At 57.6% G+C, this 18,418-nt stretch carries 17 protein-coding genes; 10 read left to right on the top strand and 7 right to left on the bottom strand.

Features of this window, described 5'->3' with window-relative positions; genetic code table 11:
• Positions 1–7: 7 nt before the first annotated feature.
• Both fucP and deoC read right to left on the bottom strand, forming a co-directional pair.
• Entirely contained in the window at positions 8–1,378 is a 1,371-nt protein-coding gene (gene fucP / locus ACUIAD_RS07095) for an L-fucose:H+ symporter permease (protein ID WP_445343171.1), read from the bottom strand.
• 92 nt (positions 1,379–1,470) lie between these two features.
• Positions 1,471–2,121 (bottom strand): deoxyribose-phosphate aldolase, encoded by a 651-nt coding sequence (gene deoC, locus ACUIAD_RS07090; protein WP_110452177.1) that lies wholly within the window; start codon positions 2,119–2,121, stop codon positions 1,471–1,473.
• A 155-nt stretch (positions 2,122–2,276) separates the two neighbouring features.
• Here deoC and ACUIAD_RS07085 point away from each other — a divergent pair, with 155 nt between their 5' ends.
• The 3 genes from ACUIAD_RS07085 (at position 2,277) to ACUIAD_RS07075 (ending at position 5,829) form a co-directional block, all read left to right on the top strand.
• Positions 2,277–3,221 (top strand): sugar-binding transcriptional regulator, encoded by a 945-nt coding sequence (locus tag ACUIAD_RS07085; RefSeq protein WP_110452176.1) that lies wholly within the window; start codon positions 2,277–2,279, stop codon positions 3,219–3,221.
• Positions 3,222–3,593: 372 nt separating this feature from the next.
• Positions 3,594–4,763, top strand: coding sequence for an aminotransferase class I/II-fold pyridoxal phosphate-dependent enzyme (locus ACUIAD_RS07080; RefSeq protein ID WP_110452175.1), 1,170 nt, complete (start codon positions 3,594–3,596; stop codon positions 4,761–4,763).
• Positions 4,764–4,836: 73 nt separating this feature from the next.
• Positions 4,837–5,829 (top strand): D-2-hydroxyacid dehydrogenase, encoded by a 993-nt coding sequence (locus tag ACUIAD_RS07075; RefSeq protein WP_445343170.1) that lies wholly within the window; start codon positions 4,837–4,839, stop codon positions 5,827–5,829.
• A 38-nt stretch (positions 5,830–5,867) separates the two neighbouring features.
• Here the strand turns inward: ACUIAD_RS07075 and ACUIAD_RS07070 are convergent, their stop codons facing one another.
• Positions 5,868–6,458, bottom strand: coding sequence for a xanthine phosphoribosyltransferase (locus ACUIAD_RS07070; protein WP_445343169.1), 591 nt, complete (start codon positions 6,456–6,458; stop codon positions 5,868–5,870).
• 247 nt (positions 6,459–6,705) lie between these two features.
• On the opposite strand from ACUIAD_RS07070, the gene ACUIAD_RS07065 reads away from it, so the two are divergent.
• A complete protein-coding gene (locus ACUIAD_RS07065; RefSeq protein ID WP_029678544.1) occupies positions 6,706–6,999 on the top strand; it encodes a hypothetical protein in 294 nt (97 codons plus the stop codon).
• Positions 7,000–7,203: 204 nt separating this feature from the next.
• Entirely contained in the window at positions 7,204–9,759 is a 2,556-nt protein-coding gene (locus tag ACUIAD_RS07060; RefSeq protein ID WP_445343168.1) for a UvrD-helicase domain-containing protein, read from the top strand.
• 51 nt (positions 9,760–9,810) lie between these two features.
• On the opposite strand, the gene ACUIAD_RS07055 is transcribed toward ACUIAD_RS07060, so the two are convergent.
• Both ACUIAD_RS07055 and ACUIAD_RS07050 read right to left on the bottom strand, forming a co-directional pair.
• Positions 9,811–10,464 carry a response regulator gene (locus tag ACUIAD_RS07055; RefSeq protein ID WP_445343167.1) on the bottom strand — a complete coding sequence of 218 codons (654 nt, stop codon included), beginning with the start codon at positions 10,462–10,464 and terminating at the stop codon, positions 9,811–9,813.
• Positions 10,461–11,768 (bottom strand): sensor histidine kinase, encoded by a 1,308-nt coding sequence (locus ACUIAD_RS07050; protein ID WP_445343166.1) that lies wholly within the window; start codon positions 11,766–11,768, stop codon positions 10,461–10,463. The genes ACUIAD_RS07055 and ACUIAD_RS07050 overlap by 4 nt, the downstream gene beginning before the upstream one ends.
• A gap of 180 nt (positions 11,769–11,948) precedes the next feature.
• On the opposite strand from ACUIAD_RS07050, the gene ACUIAD_RS07045 reads away from it, so the two are divergent.
• From ACUIAD_RS07045 to ACUIAD_RS07025, 5 genes are all read left to right on the top strand, one after another.
• Positions 11,949–12,905 (top strand): ATP-binding cassette domain-containing protein, encoded by a 957-nt coding sequence (locus tag ACUIAD_RS07045; protein WP_445343165.1) that lies wholly within the window; start codon positions 11,949–11,951, stop codon positions 12,903–12,905.
• Positions 12,906–12,947: 42 nt separating this feature from the next.
• Positions 12,948–14,141 (top strand): ABC transporter permease, encoded by a 1,194-nt coding sequence (locus ACUIAD_RS07040; RefSeq protein ID WP_445343164.1) that lies wholly within the window; start codon positions 12,948–12,950, stop codon positions 14,139–14,141.
• The gene (locus ACUIAD_RS07035; protein ID WP_445343163.1) at positions 14,128–15,462 is read left to right on the top strand and encodes an ABC transporter permease; all 1,335 of its coding nucleotides are present in this window, start codon (positions 14,128–14,130) and stop codon (positions 15,460–15,462) included. Before ACUIAD_RS07040 ends, ACUIAD_RS07035 begins: the two co-directional genes overlap by 14 nt.
• A gap of 164 nt (positions 15,463–15,626) precedes the next feature.
• The gene (locus ACUIAD_RS07030) at positions 15,627–15,884 is read left to right on the top strand and encodes an NAD(P)H-dependent oxidoreductase (RefSeq protein WP_445343823.1); all 258 of its coding nucleotides are present in this window, start codon (positions 15,627–15,629) and stop codon (positions 15,882–15,884) included.
• Positions 15,775–16,200 carry an NAD(P)H-dependent oxidoreductase gene (locus ACUIAD_RS07025; protein WP_445343162.1) on the top strand — a complete coding sequence of 142 codons (426 nt, stop codon included), beginning with the start codon at positions 15,775–15,777 and terminating at the stop codon, positions 16,198–16,200. Before ACUIAD_RS07030 ends, ACUIAD_RS07025 begins: the two co-directional genes overlap by 110 nt.
• A gap of 82 nt (positions 16,201–16,282) precedes the next feature.
• Here the strand turns inward: ACUIAD_RS07025 and ACUIAD_RS07020 are convergent, their stop codons facing one another.
• Complete coding sequence (locus tag ACUIAD_RS07020; protein ID WP_445343161.1) at positions 16,283–17,560, bottom strand: MFS transporter; 1,278 nt, start codon at positions 17,558–17,560, stop codon at positions 16,283–16,285.
• Positions 17,557–18,243, bottom strand: a complete 687-nt coding sequence (locus tag ACUIAD_RS07015) for a TetR/AcrR family transcriptional regulator (RefSeq protein ID WP_445343160.1) — start codon at positions 18,241–18,243, stop codon at positions 17,557–17,559. The genes ACUIAD_RS07020 and ACUIAD_RS07015 overlap by 4 nt, the downstream gene beginning before the upstream one ends.
• Positions 18,244–18,418: the final 175 nt, after the last annotated feature.

Genomic DNA, 18,418 nt, shown 5'->3' with positions numbered 1-18,418 from the left:
TTTCCTTTCATTGGTTTTGCCGAGCGCCCTCAGCTTTGAAGGCGCGCATCTTTGCTGTGGAGTAGACGCAGACGACCGCGAAGCAGACCACATCGACAAGGAAGGACAGGGACATGTTCGAGATGTCCGCGACGAATCCCTGCGCTACAGGGATGAAGGCACCGCCCACAATGGACATGACGATGATGGCTCCCGCTGTTTCCGTGTGGCGTTTGTCGGTCACCGTATCCAAGGTCTCGGAGTAGATAGTGGCCCAGCAGGGTCCGAACAGTCCCGAGACGATGATGGCCGCATAGACGGCGCTCATGTTGCGCACCAGGAGGATGTAGACCAGGGCTGCCAGTCCGAACGCCGAGAACCATTGCAGGACACGAGCGGGCTGCATGGATTTCATCATGAAGTTGGCAATGACCTTGCCTACGAAGAAGGCCGCATAGCTGTAGACCATGAAAGTCGATGCCGAGCGTTCGTTGATCGAGGAATTGAGCTCCATGGCCAATCTGATGGTGAAGGACCAGACGGCCGTCTGCATTCCTACATACATGAACTCGGTGAAAATGCCCCAAAGGAAGCGGCGATTATGCGCAAGATAGACCAGTGTTTCACCTATGCGCGCCTGAGGCTGCTGTTTGGTCGAATCCACCTTGGGCTTGCCTGAGGGGAACTGTGTCAGTGCGAAAAGCACTAGGGCGACCAGTAGAACGAAGATGATGTATTTGTAAGGCAGCAGGGTGTGTTGAAGTGCACGCTCGCCGAAGGTGATGCGGGCCTGTCCATGAAGCCCCTGCATCTGCTTTTCCAGGCTCTGGCCCGCACCGAAGATCAGGTATTTGCCCAGGAGTATGCCGGCGATGGCTCCGAGCGGGTAAAAGGTCTCAGAGATGTTAAGCCGCAGGGTGGCGTACTTCTTCGGCCCCATGAGAGAACTGAAGGTGTTGGCCGAGGTCTCGAGGAAGCTCAAGCCGCAGGCCAAGGCGAACAGGGCGATTAGGAAGAATCCGTAGGTGGCCATGCGCGAGGCTGGGAAAAAGATCGAGCACCCAATGGTATACAGCGAAAGGCCGATCATGATAGCGACCTTGTATGAGGTCTTCTTGATGATGAGTGAAGCCGGTATAGCAATCAGGAAGTAGCCAAGATAGAAGGCCGTCTGCACAAAGGCGCTGGCGACATTGGAAAGGGTGAAAATGGTTTTGAACTGAGTTATGAGTATGTCATTGAGACTGGCAGCCGCTCCCCAAAGAGGGAATAGACAGGAGAGCAGAATGTACTGGAGCATAGGCGTCCTGTCCAGGTATCCATCATCCAATTCCTGAGCATGCAGTTTGAATAGATGGAAAGAAGCTGTTGGACGCTTCTGTAAAGTTGGTGATTGCATGAACCCCTCCTTGGGTTTGCATTCGGTGGCCGCCGCGCTGCGTCCGCCGGGTATTAAGTGCCGGTCCGGGGGCGGACCCCCGGATGCCGAAGTCAGGCCTTGCCGATGATGGCCATGCTGGAGCTGGTGCCCAGCCGTTCGGCGCCTGCGTCGATTAGGGCCTCAGCCTCCTGCCTGGTATGGATGCCGCCCGCGGCCTTGATGTGAATTCTTCCGTTGACTGCTTGCTTGATGACTTCGATGTCGTGCACACTGGCGCCGCGGCTGGCAAATCCGGTGGATGTTTTGACGAAATCAGCGCCTGCGTCAGCCACCAGGGTGCTGGCCCGCGCGATCTGCTTATCGTCAAACATAGCAGTCTCGATGATGACCTTGATGACCTTTCCTGCCTGGTGGACGGCCTCGACGACCGCACGAACGTCCTTGGCGACCAGGTCTTCCCGACCACCTGCCATTTCGCCGATGTTGATCACCATATCCAGCTCATCGGCTCCGTTCGCGATGGCTTCCCGGCTTTCGGCTACCTTGCTGGCCGTGGTGTTGGCGCCCAGGGGGAAGCCGATGACGCAGGCAGTCAGGACATCTGACCCCTTGACTCGTTCATGGACGTGGGAAACCCAGTAGGGATTGACCATGACCGAATAGAAATGGTTGTTCAGGGCTTCGTCGATGACCTGGTCAATCTGCGCAAGCGTTGCGTCTGGTTTGAGCAGTGTGTGATCGATGAGGCGATTGATCTGCATGGTTGTTACCTCCTTGTGGACCTCACACTAACAGTGAATGCACAAAAGTAAAATACTAAGATGAACATATGTTCAAAAATGAATGCTCAATCGCTGGCAAGCCGTGAAGCTCTTTTGCATGTTGGTTTTGCGCGACTATGAGAAGGGAAGGTTTCATGATCAACGATGAACAGCATAGGAATCAAGCGGTCACAGTCTGTCACTGGTATTACGAAGAGGGCTTGGGCCAAAGCGCAATCGCCCGCAGACTGAACGTTTCCCGTCCTACGGTTTCGCGTCTCCTGGCCTTCGCCAGACGGGAAGGGCTTGTCCGCGTGCTCATCGCGGACCCGCAGACTGACCTGCAGTCTCTTGCCAGAAGACTCAAAGTGGCATTCGGCCTGCGCGACGTCAGGCTTGCCTATGACTCGACCGGTGATGAAGACGTTATAAGGGGCAAACTGGGCGCGGTCACCGCAGATTACCTCGCCGAGATTGTCGGAGACCACGACCGGTTGGGCATCAGCTGGGGGAGGACCCTCAAGGCCGTAGCCGATCATCTGCGGCCCAATGAGCACAAGGATGTGTCGGTGGTTCAGCTGAAGGGGAGCGTCTCCGCATCCGACTTCAACAACTATGCCGCGGATATCGCCCTGAAATTCGGCATGGCCTTCGGCACCACCACAACAGTGCTGCCATTGCCGGTCATTTTCGACAATGCGTTGACACGGGACATTGTGCTCAAGGACCGTTTCATAGACGAGATCGTCCGTCAGGGGGACCGGACCGATATCGCCGTGTTTACCTGCGGAACCGTTCGTGACGATACCATGCTCTTCAAGCTAGGATATCTTTCTCGCAGGGAGATCGCTATGTTGCAGCATAAGGCTGTCGGCGATGTGCTTTCACGATTTATAGTTGCCGACGGCTCCATTGCGGATGACAGCATTGATGCGAGAACGGTGGGGATACAGCTTTATCGGCTGCGCAAGAAGCCTTACTCCATATTGGTGGCGGGAGGGCCTTCCAAGCTAGCATCCATGCGGGCGGCGCTTCTAGGCGGTTATGCCAATGTGCTGATCACGGATTCGCAGGCTGCCATGCGGCTGCTTGAAGGATGAGCGACCCTATATGCAGTCGACTGAATTGTGCCGTCTGCCATAGGCTCTTTGGATGCCTGTCGCGTCAGGAGCATGGAAGCGATTGGTCACATAATGGTCGCGTTTATAGGATTGCCGAAACTTCGCTGTACGCTTGGTGACAATGCTGATTGTAGATTCCGCAGGAGGTTTCAGCATGCAGGGCACACGATTTACCTATTGGTGGCACGGATTCGATCTGTGACGCCGCGTGCCTTGTAGGAACGGTTGCATGGATCGGAACCCACCGGCCCTGCAGTCGTCGACAGCATTTCCCGTGCATCGTCACCGCATAGTCGGTAGGGCAGCACCAGCGACAATGGTTGCAGTAACCGCATGGGAAAGGACAAGCCAATGACATTGGCGGATCATATGAATGCCAGGGTCAAAGCTCTGGCACCGAGTGACATTCTCGGGTTCAACAAAGAGATCGCCGGAATCGACGGCATCGTGAAGCTGACCCTTGGGGAGCCGGACTTCTTTACGCCCGAGCACGTCAAGCAGGCGGGCATCCAGGCCATCCAAGACAACCGGAGTCATTACACCGAAAGTCGTGGCATGCCCAGTCTTCGTAAGGCAGCAGCCGACTATCTTCGCGCCAAGTACGAGCTGGACTACGACCCTAACACGCAAATGGTGATTACTGCCGGGGCCACCGGAGGCATCTTCTCGGGTCTGACCGCCATGATCAACCCGGGCGACACGGTCATTCTGCCCACGCCTATCTTCCCGCTCTACATTCCTATTGCTCAGCTGAGCGGCGCCAAGACCGTTTTCGTCGACACCTCTGATGACGATTTCATTCTCAAACCTGACAAGCTGGAGGCTGCCGTCGAAAACAGTGAAGGCCCGGTCAAGGCCCTAGTGCTCAACTATCCAACCAATCCCACCGGCGTGACCTATGCCCGCGAGGATCTGGAAGCTCTGGCCCAGGTGGCGCGCAAACACGGCTTCTTCGTGCTCAGTGATGAGATCTACGCCGAGCTGACCTATCAGGGCACTCATGTCTCCATGGGCACCATCCTGCCCGAGCAGACGGTCGTTCTTAGCGGGGTTTCCAAGTCCCATGCCATGACTGGATGGCGGGTCGGCATCGCCGCTGGCCCCGCAGATGTCATTGACCAGATCGGCAAGGTCAATGAGTTCACTATCACTTCAGTGACCACCAACGCCCAGTATGCGGCCCAGGAGGCTCTGACCAAGGGCATGAATGACACGGATCCGATGCGCGAGGCCTATCGCAAGCGGCGGGACTATCTGGTCAAGGCCCTGCCCGAGGTCGGTCTGGATGTCATTGATCCCAAGGGCGCCTTCTATATCTTCGCCCGGCTGCCGGAGGGCATGCGGGACAGCTGGAGCTTCGTCTACGACCTGGCTCGAAAGGCCAAGGTGGCGGTAATCCCCGGAGCAAGCTTCGGACCTGGGGGAGAAGGCTACGTCCGCATCTCCTATGCGGCCTCCATGGAGGATCTACACACTGCCGTGGAGCGAATTGGCGACTATATGCGCGAAAATCGTGGCTGATTGCTCCGGCTATCCATTCGCTAATCATCATCTGACAACCATCAATGAAGACAGTTATTAAGGAAAAGCAAAAATGACCAGTATTCTCATGTATTCAGTACGCCCCGACGAGCAGGAGGCCATTCAGGCCTGGGCCCAAGCCAATGACGTTCAGGTGGATACCACCGACCGCGATCTAGGAATGACAACCGTGGACATGATCAAGGGATACGACGGCATCGTCATCCAGCAGCATGCTGCTCTGTCCGAACCAGAGCTCTACCAGCGGCTCAAGGAATATGGACTCAAGCAGCTGACCCTGCGGATCACTGGGTATGACATCGTCAACCTGCAGGCTGCCCGGGATAACGGGCTGGTCGTCACCAACGTGCCTGCCTACTCGCCCCGGTCGGTCTCGGAATTGGTCCTGGCCCAGGTCATGCGTCTGGTTCGGCATCTGGGGGAGGCCAGCGCTCGCGAGGCCAAGGACGACTATACCTGGGACGGGCTTCAGGCCCACGAGATCCACAACCTGACTGTGGGGATCATCGGAGCCGGCAAGATCGGATCGGCCGTGGCCAGGATCTTCCGTGCCTTGGGCTCCACTGTGATTGCCAACGATCCTGTTCACCGCCCTGAGCTGGCAGACACCCTGGATTATGTGGATCTGCCTACTCTTCTGAAGCGGGCCGACATCGTCACCGTCCATACGCCACTGGACGAGACCACCCATCATCTGATCAACGCGCAGGCCCTGGATGCCATGAAGTCCTCGGCCTTCCTGATCAATGCGGCCCGCGGCCCCATTGTGGACACGCCGGCTCTGATTGAGGCCCTGCAGACCAAGTCCATCGCCGGTGCTGCTATCGACACCATCGAGGGGGAGGCCGGCATCTTCGAAAAGGATCTGAGCGGGACCAAGGTCGATAACCAGGCCCTGGAGACCCTCAAGGCTATGCCCAACGTCGAGGTTTCGCCTCATATCGGCTTCTACACTGATGCCGCCGTGACTGCCATGGTCAATATCTCCCTGAACGACGTGAAGACCGTCTTGGAGGGCGGCACCAGCGAGCATCAGGTGGACTGACCCTCTTATTGCAGCGACCCGAACCGGGGCCGACCTACTCAGGCTGGATTCTGAGCAAAGGCGATGGTGCCCTGGTCCGGGTCCATGCTTTCCACGATGGCCAGGGACTTGAGGTTGTAGCCCTCTTTGCGCAGGGTATGGCCGCCCTCCTGGAAGCCCTTCTCCACGGCGATGCCGATGCCCTCTACGATGACCTTGGCGTCATGGCAGATGTCGATCAGCCCGTGCAGGGCATTGCCCTTGGCTAGAAAGTCGTCAAGAATAAGCACATGCTCGCCCTCATTGAGGAAGCGCTTGGCCACGATGACGGGATACTCCCGTTGCTTGGTGAAGGAGTATATCCGGGCCGTGTACTGGTCGCCGTCAAGGTTGATGGACTGGGTCTTCTTGGCGAAGACCACCGGAACGTCGCCGAAGTGGCGGGCGGCTAGGCAGGCGATGCCGATGCCGGATGCTTCGATGGTGAGAATCTTGTCAATACGGTGACCTGCGAACAGGCGGGCCCATTCGGCGCCCATGTGGTCGAAGAGCCGCACGTCGCACTGATGGTTGAGGAAAGCGTCCACCTTGAGTACATTGCCAGGCTTGACCGTGCCCTGGCGGCGGATTCGCTCCTCAAGTTCCTGCATGTCATTGTCCTTGTCGTCATGAAAGCGGGGCCCCTATGGTCCCTACGGATAGAAACCAACATAACCCCGTTCTGCGACCGTCGCCAGGCTGGCCTGATCCGCCAGGTTTCACCTCCAGCGGATTGGAGTGTCTTCCTGGCGTGTCAGCCCGTCAATCCAAGGATTCAAGGTCCTGACTGTTACAGTGAAAATCGACCGCAATGGTCACGCATCGTCGCGATGCGTTAAAGGACCTAAGGAGGACCATATGGGGATTCTGGATGATGCAAAGGATGCCATGAAGTCTGCCGGCGAGAAGATTTCCGACGTCGCAGGCGATGTAAAGGACACGGTTATGGACAAGGCATCCGATGCCAAGGACGCCGTTGCCGACAAGCTGGGCGATGCCAAGGACGCTGCCCAGGACAAGATGGGCGACGCCAAGGACGCCGCCTCCGACAAGATGGACCAGGCCAAGGCCGATGTCAAGGTCGGCAAGGCCAAGGCTGAGCAGGGCGCCACCGAGGCTGTCAACAACGCCAAGGACCAAATGCGCAACTGACTGGGTCATCTCGACTTCCCGACTCATCCCCGTTCGCTTTCCCCTCTCAAAAGCGGACGGGGTCTTTTATACCTGCCGTTATGTCAGTCGGCAAATCTGTGCGCCAGGGTCGATGACACCGCATTGTGGTAGAAATAATTGTTTGCCGGGTGCGCGCCATCCGGCCTGTGACGGTGACCGAGACCAGATGGCAAGAGGTGGCTTGTGAACGAGGAACCGGACTTGATCCAGCGCAGCGCTAAGGAGCTGCTCAAGGGGCTCAACGATCGTCAGGCCGAGGCGGTTCAATACCAGGGACCGGCCCTGCTGATCGGGGCAGGGGCTGGTTCGGGCAAGACTAGGGTGCTGACCCGCAGGATCGCTTGGATCCTCAGCCAGTTCGGCGCTTGGCCCAGCCAGATACTGGCCATCACCTTCACGAATAAGGCGGCATCCGAGATGCGCGAACGTCTGCGCAGGCTGATCGGTCCCGTAGCCGACCGCATGTGGGTGTCCACCTTCCATTCGGCCTGCGTGCGCATTCTGAGGCGGGATGGCAAGGAGATCGGGCTGGGATCAGGCTTCACCATCTATGACACTGCCGATTCCGAGCGCCTGATCAAGCTGATCGGCAAGGATCTTGACATCGATCTGAAACGCTACACCCCCAGAAACATTCTCAGCCATATATCTGATTACAAGAACAACCTGCAGGACTGGCGCACGCAGCTGCAGGAGTACGCCCCCGACTACCGGCCTGGGCAGCGCGGCCAGCAGATCACCGCCCGTTTCGGCAACGAGGAGGAGCTCTACTCCGTGGTCTACGCCGAGTACGAGCATCGGCTGGCTCAGGCCAACGCCGTCGATTTCGACGATCTGATCGTGCGCACGGTCCAGCTGCTCCAGCAGTCCCCAACGGTGGCACAGTACTACCACCATCGCTTCCGCTACCTGCTGGTGGACGAGTACCAGGACACCAACCACGCCCAGTACGTGCTCATGCGCGAGCTGGCCGGTGCTGATGCCGACAAGCAGGATCAGGCCTGGATCACCGTGGTGGGGGATTCGGACCAGTCCATCTATGCCTTCCGAGGGGCCGACATCAGCAACATCAGGGACTTCGAGAAGGACTTCCCCGGAGCCCGGACCATCCTCCTGGAGCAGAACTACCGCTCAACCCAGACCATTCTTGACGCAGCCAATGCCATCATCGTCAAGAACGAGGGCCGCAAGCCCAAGAAGCTCTGGACCGCACTGGGCAAAGGGGAGCCCATCGTGGGCTATGCCGCCGACAACGCACAGCAGGAGGCTGCTTGGATCGCCACCGAGATCGCCCGGCTGCGCAGCGAGGAGGGCATTCCATACTCCGACATGGCCATCATGTACCGGGCCAACGCCCAGTCCCGTGCCTTGGAGGAGGGGCTGATCAACGCAGGCCTGCCTTATCAGCTGGTGGGCGGGACCCGCTTTTATGAGCGCAAGGAGATCAAGGACGCCCTGGCCTACCTGCACGCCATCGCCAACCCACAGGACGACGTGAACATGCGGAGGATACTCAATGTGCCTAAGCGTGGCCTGGCCGCGCGCGCCGAGGCTGCGGCTACCTCCTATGCGGATCTGCATCATGTCTCCTTCTGGGAGGGGGTGCAGCATATCGAGGAGGTGCCCGGGGCTTCCACGCTCATGGTCAAGCGAATGAAGGCCTTCAGGGATCTGATTACTTCCCTGACCGACTTCGCTGCAGAGCACGGTACCAAGCCATCGCAGATCGTTGAGAAGGTGCTGGAGGAATCCGGCATGCTGGACGAGCTTCGCAAGTCGGTGGATCCGCAGGATGCCTCCCGGCTGGAGAACCTTGGCCAGTTGCAGTCCGTGGCCGCCGAGTTCGAGCAGAAGACGCCAGACGCTACGCTTGCTGGCTTCCTGGAGACCACGGCACTGGTGGCCGATTCGGACCAGCTGCCAGGACTGGGCGACGACTCGGGCAAGGTGACGCTGATGACCCTGCACACAGCCAAGGGTCTGGAGTATCCGGTGGTCTTCCTGACCGGCATGGAGCAAGGAACCTTCCCTCACTCCCGCTGCCTGGAGGATGCCGATGAGATGCAGGAGGAGCGCCGACTGGCCTACGTGGGCGTGACCCGCGCCAAGCGTCGACTCTACCTGACCCGGGCGGCCGTACGTTCCCAATGGGGGCAGGTCAATGATATGCTGCCCAGCCAGTTTCTGGACGATATCCCTGACGAGTTGATCGACTGGAAACGTCGGCAGGCCGGAAGCGAGCGGATGCGCGCAGGCTGGGACCTGGGGGACGACGAGGACGAATTCGGCGGCTTTGAGGATGTAAGCGATGGCCTTGCGTTTGGTCATCAGACTTTCGGCGGATCCGGTTCTGGCTTTAGCTCTGGTCGCAATGGGTATGGGCGCTCGCGGACATCCGCGCGGCGGTCGTTCGGATCATCGGGTTACAGCTCCCGCAGAGGCGGCGGTTCTTGGTCTTCCGGCAGTTTCTCCTCAAGAAACGGAAGGGTCACGACCAGGCGCAGCACAGCAGGCTCGTCGTCATCCGCACACGCTGGCAAAGCCTCAGCCCAGCCTAAGTCGAACGGACTGTCCATAGAGGACTTCTCCCTGGGTGACAGGGTGGCCCATGACCAGTATGGCCTGGGCAAGGTGGTCGATATTCAGGACAAGGGGCACAATTCGGTTCTGACCGTGGACTTTGGCTCCGAGGGGACAAAGAGGCTGATGCTGCGCTTGGCGCCAATCGAAAAGCTATGAACGTTCAAGACCAGGCGCTAGTCAAGAAGCCGGATCGCAGAAGCTGCATGCTCACGACTCATGCGAGGAGAGCCATTCCACGGCCAACTGGGTGCGGTTGGCCAGGTTGGTCTTGGCCAGGATGGCGGAGATGTGATTACGAACGGTGCCCTCGCTGAGGTAGAGTCGTCTGGCAATGGCCTGGTTATCGAGTCCGTCGGCAACCAGAGTGACGATTTCACGTTCGCGGTCTGTCAGAGTTTGGAAGCGCCGGGGAACAGGCTCAGCTGGGTTCTTTTGTGTCTGATCGTCCTGCTTGACAATTGACAGATTAGCTACAGCCTCAGCTCCAAGAACCGTCTGCCCTGCCATGACGGCTTGAAGGGCCGGAACCACTGAAGCTACGTCCTGCTTGATCACATAGCCCTTGGCTCCCAAGGCCAAGGCGCGGGAAACATAGTCCTTGTCCGCGAAGGTCGTCAGAAAAAGCACGCGGGCAGTTGAATCCATGGCGATGATGCGCTCTGCCGATTCCAGGCCATTCATGCCAGGCATCTGTACATCGAGCAGCAGCACGTCAGGCCTCCCGCCGGGAGCCTGAAAACAATCCAAGGCTGACTGGCCGTCATTGGCGGTCCAGAGCACGTCTGCAGCGCCGGTTGCGGTCAGAATCGTTGACAGGGACGAGCAGACGATCGGATCGTCATCAGCGATAGCGACTTTCATGCCATGACCTGCCCATTCTTTACATGCTCAGCTGCGCTGTGGTCTGACCAGGGTTCCTTGGGCAAGGATACGAAGACCTTCCATCCTTGCTGGTTGGGGCCGCTGTTGGCTGTGCCTCCCAAAGCCCTGGCCCTGGCCTCCATGTCGGCCAGCCCCATGCCTCGTCGGAGCTCTGACCCATGCTTACGTTCATTGCTTGGTGTTAAGTGCGAGCTGTGGGGCTGCGCTTGCTGAATTCCGCCGTCATCCTGCACGACCAATTGCCAGAAGGCCGGGAGGTCACGCAGAATAATCTGTGCTGACCGAGCTGAAGAATGGCGGACCGTATTGGTAAGGGCCTCGCGAATAATGGTGGCCAAACAGCGACACACGGGTGCAGGTGCTGCCTCAATGCCGTTGTTCAGATCGACCTGCAGCTGCCCCATAGAAGCCTCGGAGCCGGCATCCTCCATTTGGGATGCGAAGTCGGTGCCCTCATCCTCCAAGTCATGCACCGAACGACGTATTGTGGTCATGGCCTCGTCCAAGGTCTTGCCGACATCACCCAGTATCTGCTCGGTACTCTGATCGCCTTTGCTCTGCGCAACCACCCGGCCAGCCTGGATCTGCATGATGGCACGGGTGAGCTGGTGGCCCACATTGTCATGAATATCTCGGGCGATCCTGGTCCGCTCGGCTAAGTGCGCCATCCGGGTCGCCTGGGCTCTCTCCTCGTCCAGGTCGTTGATACGGCTGTACAGTTGGCGAATCCGGTAGCGCTCGGTGTCTTCAATCTGCCATACACGCTCCTTAGCCTCCGCCAGGCGGGCGCATGCGAGTCCGCCGCCATGCGCCAGTGCTGATGTCAGCAAAGCCAGCAGGGCAAAGCGTCGGGTGAGGCCTCTGACCAATACAAGGTCGGTGACGGCAGGTATCAGCCAAAAGAATGCCGGCAGCAGGGCCAAGAGCACCATGGGCCAGGCCGGCTCATGGTTCTTCTTTCTTGGAAGAATGACTGCCATGGCCCGAGAGTCTTTCATGCCGGCTGATCCGGTTGCCGGGACCATGACTCCGAATCCAACTCCCGCCTCAAAGGCCAGGGCCGGGAAAAAGAAAAGCCAGTCCGGTATGAACGTTGCCAAAAGCGACACCAGAGCGCCACCCCACATGGAACCTGGCGCTGGCAGCATCCATTCGCACAGGGCTCCTGCGGCTACTGAGGCCAAGAGGCCGGCGATCAGGGTTCCTGAAACCCCTGAACCATACCATGATCCGCATAAGGTCCCCAGACCAAGCAGGACCAGCCAGCCAGCAATCCTGCCCATGAATGTCTCCTTGCCCCGCTGCTCTTACTGTTGCTAATAGTAATTGGCGGACTACCCGTTCCTGCGCCTATCCGCAGGCAGTGGCACCCATGACAAATGTCATAGTTCTGATTTGTGCATCCACAATATTGATGACGACTGTCATGGTGTTGGGCCAGTCCTAGCTGGGATGATGGAGTCATGAACAGTTCACGTGAGCAAGAGCCTGCCTTGAAGGTCGGCGCACTGGTGAAGCGCTACGGTGACATGGTGGCCTTGGACCACTTCGATATGGAAGTCAATCAAGGCGAGGTTTTCGGACTGCTCGGCCCCAATGGCTCAGGAAAATCAACCGCCATCAACTGCATACTGGCCCTGCTCAGCTTTGAATCGGGGACGGTTCGGATTTTCGGGCAGGAGATGACCCCGACCTCCTACGATCTTAAAAGTCATATCGGGGTGGTTCCACAGAATGTGGCTGTCTTCAATGAACTAAGCGTGCAGGAGAACATCGACTATTTTTGCTCCCTCTATGTGCCTAGGAAGACCGACCGCAAGGACTTGGTCGAGCAAGCCATCGACTTCGTGGGGCTGGGCGACTTCCGCAAGTTCCGTCCCGGCAAACTGTCAGGCGGTCTGCTGCGCAGGCTCAACATTGCTTGCGGCATCGCCCACCAGCCTGACCTCATCTTCTTCGACGAACCCACCGTCGCCGTTGACCCCCAGAGCCGCAATGCCATCCTGGAGGGCATCGAACGGCTGAATGCCCAGGGAGCCACCGTGGTCTACACCAGCCATTACATGGAGGAGGTGGAGCAGATCTGTACGCGGATCATGATCATGGACCATGGTCGTCAAATTGCCCTGGGCACCGCTGAGGAGCTCAAGGGCATGGTAGAGGCCGGCGAGCAGATCACCGTTGAGACTCTGGATCTGCAGGAGTCCACACTGGCCAGGATCCGTGCCCTGACTCTGGCTCAGTCCGTCGACTATGACGGCAAGGAACTGGTCATCCATTGCCGGCAGGGCGAACACAACCTGCAGGATGTGCTGACGGTCCTGGAATCCACCCGGACCAGCTACGGCCACCTGACCAGCCGCCCGCCATCCCTCAACGACGTGTTCCTGGAACTGACCGGCAAGGAACTGCGCGACTGAGCGCGGTCCCTAGGCTCAATTGCCGTAAGGAGCGCTTTATTTATGTGGAACTCATTCCTGATCAACGTCAAGACCTCGATACGCAACACCTCCTCCCTCTTCTGGGTCCTGGCCTTTCCAGTCATTCTGGCCGCTCTGGTGCTGGGCATCATGGGCAACCTGCAAGACAGCTACACTGCCGAGGCACAACATTTCTCCATAGTCTCGGACGCTAGCTGGAAAGCCAGCCCAGGCGCTGACGAGCTGGTTTCATCACTCTCGGAGAAACCCAAGGCAGGATCCGACGGCACTCAGCTGCTTATCCCGACGATAGTGCCTTCCAGGGGCGAAGCGAACACGCGTCTGGATACCCGGAAGGATATCGGCTACCTGTACGCGGGTTCTGACGGATTAATCAACATGGTCCTGTCTGACCGCGAAGCCGCCAACATCCAATCCGATGCAACCGCCTCCGAAGGCATAGCGGTCTCCATTCTTTCCGCCTCGCTGAGCAGCTTCAACCAGGCGAACTCCGCAAGGGCAGCCATTGCCTCGCCAGGCAACCAAATTCTGCTGCAATCCGGCAAACAGGCCTACACCAAGCAAATCCGCCTGACGCACATCCGTCCTTCGATGACTGCGCCCTACTTCTTCGCCTTGCTTGCTATGGCCTGCCTTATCGGAGCCAGCACCGCAGCTGAGATGATTGCCAGGACTCAGCCCAACCTTTCAGCCCTGGGAGCCCGAAGGGCCAGTTCTCCCAGCCCTAAGTGGCGGCAGGCAGCGGGCGCCTTCCTGGCCTCCTGGCTCATCTCAGCAGTCAGCCTCCTGGTCGCCTACGTCTTCGTCCGCACAGTCTGCGGCGTGCAAACAGGTGGTCGTGACCCGATAGCACTCATAGCCATCGCCGTGGGCACCTTTATGGCTACCGCCTTCGGCTCTATGATGGGCGCGATTCCTAAACTCCCCACCGAAACGAAGGTTGGCCTGGTCATAGGCATCGACTGCACCCTGAGTACCTTTATCGGCCTCTACGGCAGCATGACTATGGACCTCAACAATGCCATACAGGAGCATGCTCCTATCCTCCACATGATCAACCCAGTAAAACAGGTCTCCAACCTCTTCTACGACATCGTCTACTACGACAGCCTGGCACCCTTCGCCCGCACTTGCGGCATCCTGGCCATTATGGCCGCCATCTTCCTGACCGCCTGTGGTCTGCTCCTAAGGAAACAACGGTATGAATACTTGTAAAACAGCACTGCGGGTCATCTGGGCGCATAAGTTCTATCTCCTCCTGTATTTGGCGGGCATGAGCCTGATCATGATTGTCGTCGGCTCCACGAATATGCAGGCTGCGGTACGGGCCAATGCCTCAAGCTCGGTTGGGCGCTTTGAACCCGCACGTGCGAAGATAGCGGTCATCAACCGGGACTGCGGTAGCCAGGTTGGTTGCGAGCTGGGCCAGGGTTTGGAGCGGTATCTGGGCAGGTCGGCTCAATTGGTGACAGTCGAAGATAAGCCTCAGGCCCTGCAGGATGCCAATGTATCTGGCAAAAGTGATTTGACTGTTATCATCCCAGCCGGATATGGCCAACGGTTCCTTGAGGCGCTTGAAGACGCTGCTGCCCACGTTCACAGCGGCGATAAGACGCATGGTTTCCCTAAAGTTGAAACGGCTGCCTCCTATAACTCCAGCCGTGGCAGTCTGGCACAATTGCAGGTGGATAGTTATTTTGATGCTTTTCGTACAGCTTTGCTGACAGGTCTTGGCCAAAACGGTTCGATGGATTGGCATTCATCCGCAGCGGTAAAGGATGCGGCAGCCTATGTAGTAGCCCACTATGTCAGCAACCAGCCACATGTGGGCATCCATGCCAGCCCAAAGGATGACGATGGAGCCCTGTTGAAAGGCTTCGCCATGACAGTCGGCCTGGCTGCCTTTCCCTTGATGACGGCACTGACGGTCTGTGTTGCCACGCTCTTCGGAGCCTTCAGTTCTCCTGATCGGCATCGACGCCTGCTTGCCTCTCCAATGCGATCAAGCAGTCTGAATGGGCAGGAGCTCATGGCAGCCCTCATCCTGGCAGCCGTTTCCTGGACATACTATGCGTCACTTGTTGTCTTCAGCATGGCGGCATCAGGGGTGTCCTTGGCTTCACTGGGCTGGGGGAGGGTGCTGCTGAGCTTTGGCGCTATGCTGATATTCGCTGTTTCTGCGGCATCATTTGGATTCATGCTTGCTCAGTTCAACCCCTCCTCTTCTCTCATAAACTCCGTGGGAGTCACCTTTGGCCTAGTGGTTATGTTCACTTCCGGGTCAAGTTCCGGCGGCCCTCTGCCTCCGGTCATGCAGACCATCGGCAAACTGACCCCAGGCTGGTGGTACAACACCGCTGTTCAATCAATTATGGATTCAAACGCAGCAGCCCTGGCTTCTTGGGGTCTTCCGCTGACGGTGGTTGCCTTGTTCGCTCTGGCCTATGCCTGTGCTGGTCTCATGTTCTCACGTCTGACGCGCACCCGGGCCACCCTGGTCGCTCCTGTCAGTTCCGACCCCAGTATGATCGAATAGCTTTCCTGCATTCATATCATCTGCAGGCCGACCTCTCGCTGTCTAATCTGTTAACGGTTTTGTTTTCGGTAATCTACCGAATATAAAAATATTTTGGATAATAAAGCTATCTGAAGCTTTGATAGCGCCAAAACCAATGCAGCACGATTGAATAAGTGAATGATATGAATATGCTCGTTATTCAAGGATCACCCTATGAAGGCAGTTTCAGCCATACCGACGCCCAGGCTTATGCACAAGCTGCCCGACGTAAGGGCCGCACGGTCGAAATGATCGACCTCAGCCAGGAAGGCTTCGACCTGGTGCTGCACTATGGCTACGCCAAGCGCATGGAGGACGAATCAGCGCCTAAGCGTTATCAAAGCATGGCCGGCCCGAGCCGATCATCCGGTCTTTGTCTTCCCCATTTGGCGGGCAGATGAACCGGCCATTCTCAAGGGCTGGCTTGATAGGGTGCTCACGCCACAATTTGCCTACCGATATGAGAGCAGACTTAACTCGCGGGGGCTGCTCAAAGGCAAGACGGCGCAAATTATCAGCAGCAGCCATGGGCCGGCCTTCGTATCCAAGATGTATGGTTCCACCGTGACCCGATGGAAGCATTCCATCCTAAAATTCTGTGGCGTTAAATTCACTGGGGCAAGCATTCTGGGCTGTATCGACTCGAAAGTTGATACAGCTGAACGCCGCGAAGCCTTCACGCAGAAGATATGCAATACAGTGCCCTCAGCAGAGTAAAGCCCGTCAGCCTTATTAAGATGCTTTTGCGTCGATGTCGCTCAACGTCGGTGCGGCATTCAAAGGGCATCCACCATGCCAGTTATTCGTCCGGCTTCATGGCCAGCTTGGCAATCAGACATGTCATCAGCGTCACTATGACCACCCCGGTGATGATCAGGGGCATGTGGCAGTGATCGATCAGAGGACCGAAGGCAGCCTGTCCCAGCGGAATCGCGCACATGCATAGACTGTTGGTCAGCCCTATTACTTTGCCTATCAGCATTGCAGGGGTATGAATCTGCTCATAGGACAGGGAAGTGATGTTGACCGTCTGCACCATTCCCGCAGCCAGAGCCATGCATCCAGCTACCAGGGCGAAGAGGACATATGTAGGCGAATGCAATAGCAGTCCTGCCGCAATTGGCAGAAGTGCCAGGGCGCTGCCCGAGAGCAGCATGGGTATCCGTTGCAGATAGAACCAGCCTGGACGGAGGGACACCAGGATGGCTCCAAGCAGGCTTCCGCAGGCCAGTATTCCTTCGGCCAGCCCCTGCATGGCATTGCTCAGACCCAGCGTGCGCGTGACCATATAAGGTAGGGCCACGTTGATGTAGGAGGCAAAGATCAAGTTGGCCGCCAGGCTGAGTCCTATGACCACTTTGAGATTGGTATGCCTAATCAGGAATTGTGCCGCTGCTTTGGTGTCCGCGGCCAGATGGCTCACCAGTGCTCTTGGGCCTTGTGAGGGGCCCCGTGATGGTTCGGGAATCCTGACGGCGATTCTGATCCAGACGGCAGAAAGGAGACAGACCGAGGCGGCAACCCCGACCACTTGCATGATTCCGAAGAATCCCATGACCATGCCGGCCAATACTGGTCCGATCATTCCTACCAAGGAGATCGCCTGGGAAACCAGGGCTGATGCACGGGTCAGATCTTTTCTGTCCACCAGACAGTGAAGAGCTGCCTGCACCGTTGGGCTGTAACAGGCTCTGTAGGCATTGATCAGCATCATGCAGGCCACGGTCAAAAAAACTGGGTCGATCTTGTGGCTTATCAGGATGTACAAGAAGGCGGTCAGTGCTGTCAGAATGTCCAGCACCGCCATGGTGGACTGCTTGTGCAGGCGGTCGGCCAGAGCTCCGCCCAGGGGTGTCAGGAGAATGGATGGAAGGACAGCCAGAGCGGATGCCATGCCATAGAGGGATGCCGATCCTGAGATGTTGAGCAGGTGAAGCGGAAGGGCGAAGACCAAGCATGTTTGCCCTAGATTGGAGAGAATCTCAGTCGTCAAAAGAGCAATGAATGGCAGTGTCAGCAGGCCCTTGTTCCTGGAGTGGCCCCTGCTTGAGGCCTGGTCGTGAGCAGGCGGGTTCATATACTGCCTTCGCTTTCAGTCTTTTCCTTGTTGTTGTCCTTGGCATTGGTGTCGAAGGAGACCAGCAGGTCGGAGAATCCCTGGTCTTGCAGGGGGATGCCCAGGCCCTGCATGATCGAGAAAAAGCAAGCGGCTCTGGCGCGCAGCTCCGCCTGCGTGCCCCGGCGAAAGAAGGGCAGCAGCCACATGTTGGCTAGCAGGCGGAAAACCTCGGCGGTTTGTTCGACATGGTCTACATGCAGTGAACCGTCCTGATTGCCCTGTTTGAATAGGTCGACAAAGTCGTCCCGCTCATCCACCAAGGCGGTGAATTCCATGCCGAGCATCTTGGGATTGGCCTTTGGGTTGAATTTACGGAACATCAGATCCGCAGCCTCCAGTCTCTTTCGTGCTCGCTCAGGGGAGAAGAGCGACTGCAGCTGCTCCAAAGCCGTGCCTTGTCCCGATGGGGTTTGGGTCCTGTTGATCGTCTCGCTTATGGTCTTCATCAACCTATTGGCCACAGCATCGAAGAGGTCTTCCTTTGACCGGAAGTGATGGTAGACGGCTCCCTTGCTTAATCCTCCTGTTGCATCGATGATGTCCTGCATGCTGGTCTTGTCGTAGCCTTGGCTGGTGAAGAGCCCGGTGGCGGCTTTGATGATTCGCTCCAGCGTCAGCTCGGGGTGTGTATTGCGGGCCATGTTCGCCTTCCTTGCAGATCGCGGAGATGGGTCGTCGTTGATCGGTTGGGTGAGTCTGCCATTCTTGCCTCAATATCATACCGACCGTTGGTATGAATATACCATAACATACTTGTACTTGCAGGTCGGGTATATGTGGTTTAATAAATACTTGGTTTGCGTATTTGTGCGCGAA

It is taken from the genome of Bifidobacterium sp. ESL0819 (genome assembly GCF_052606245.1).
This window is presented reverse-complemented; position numbering and strand designations above follow the sequence as displayed.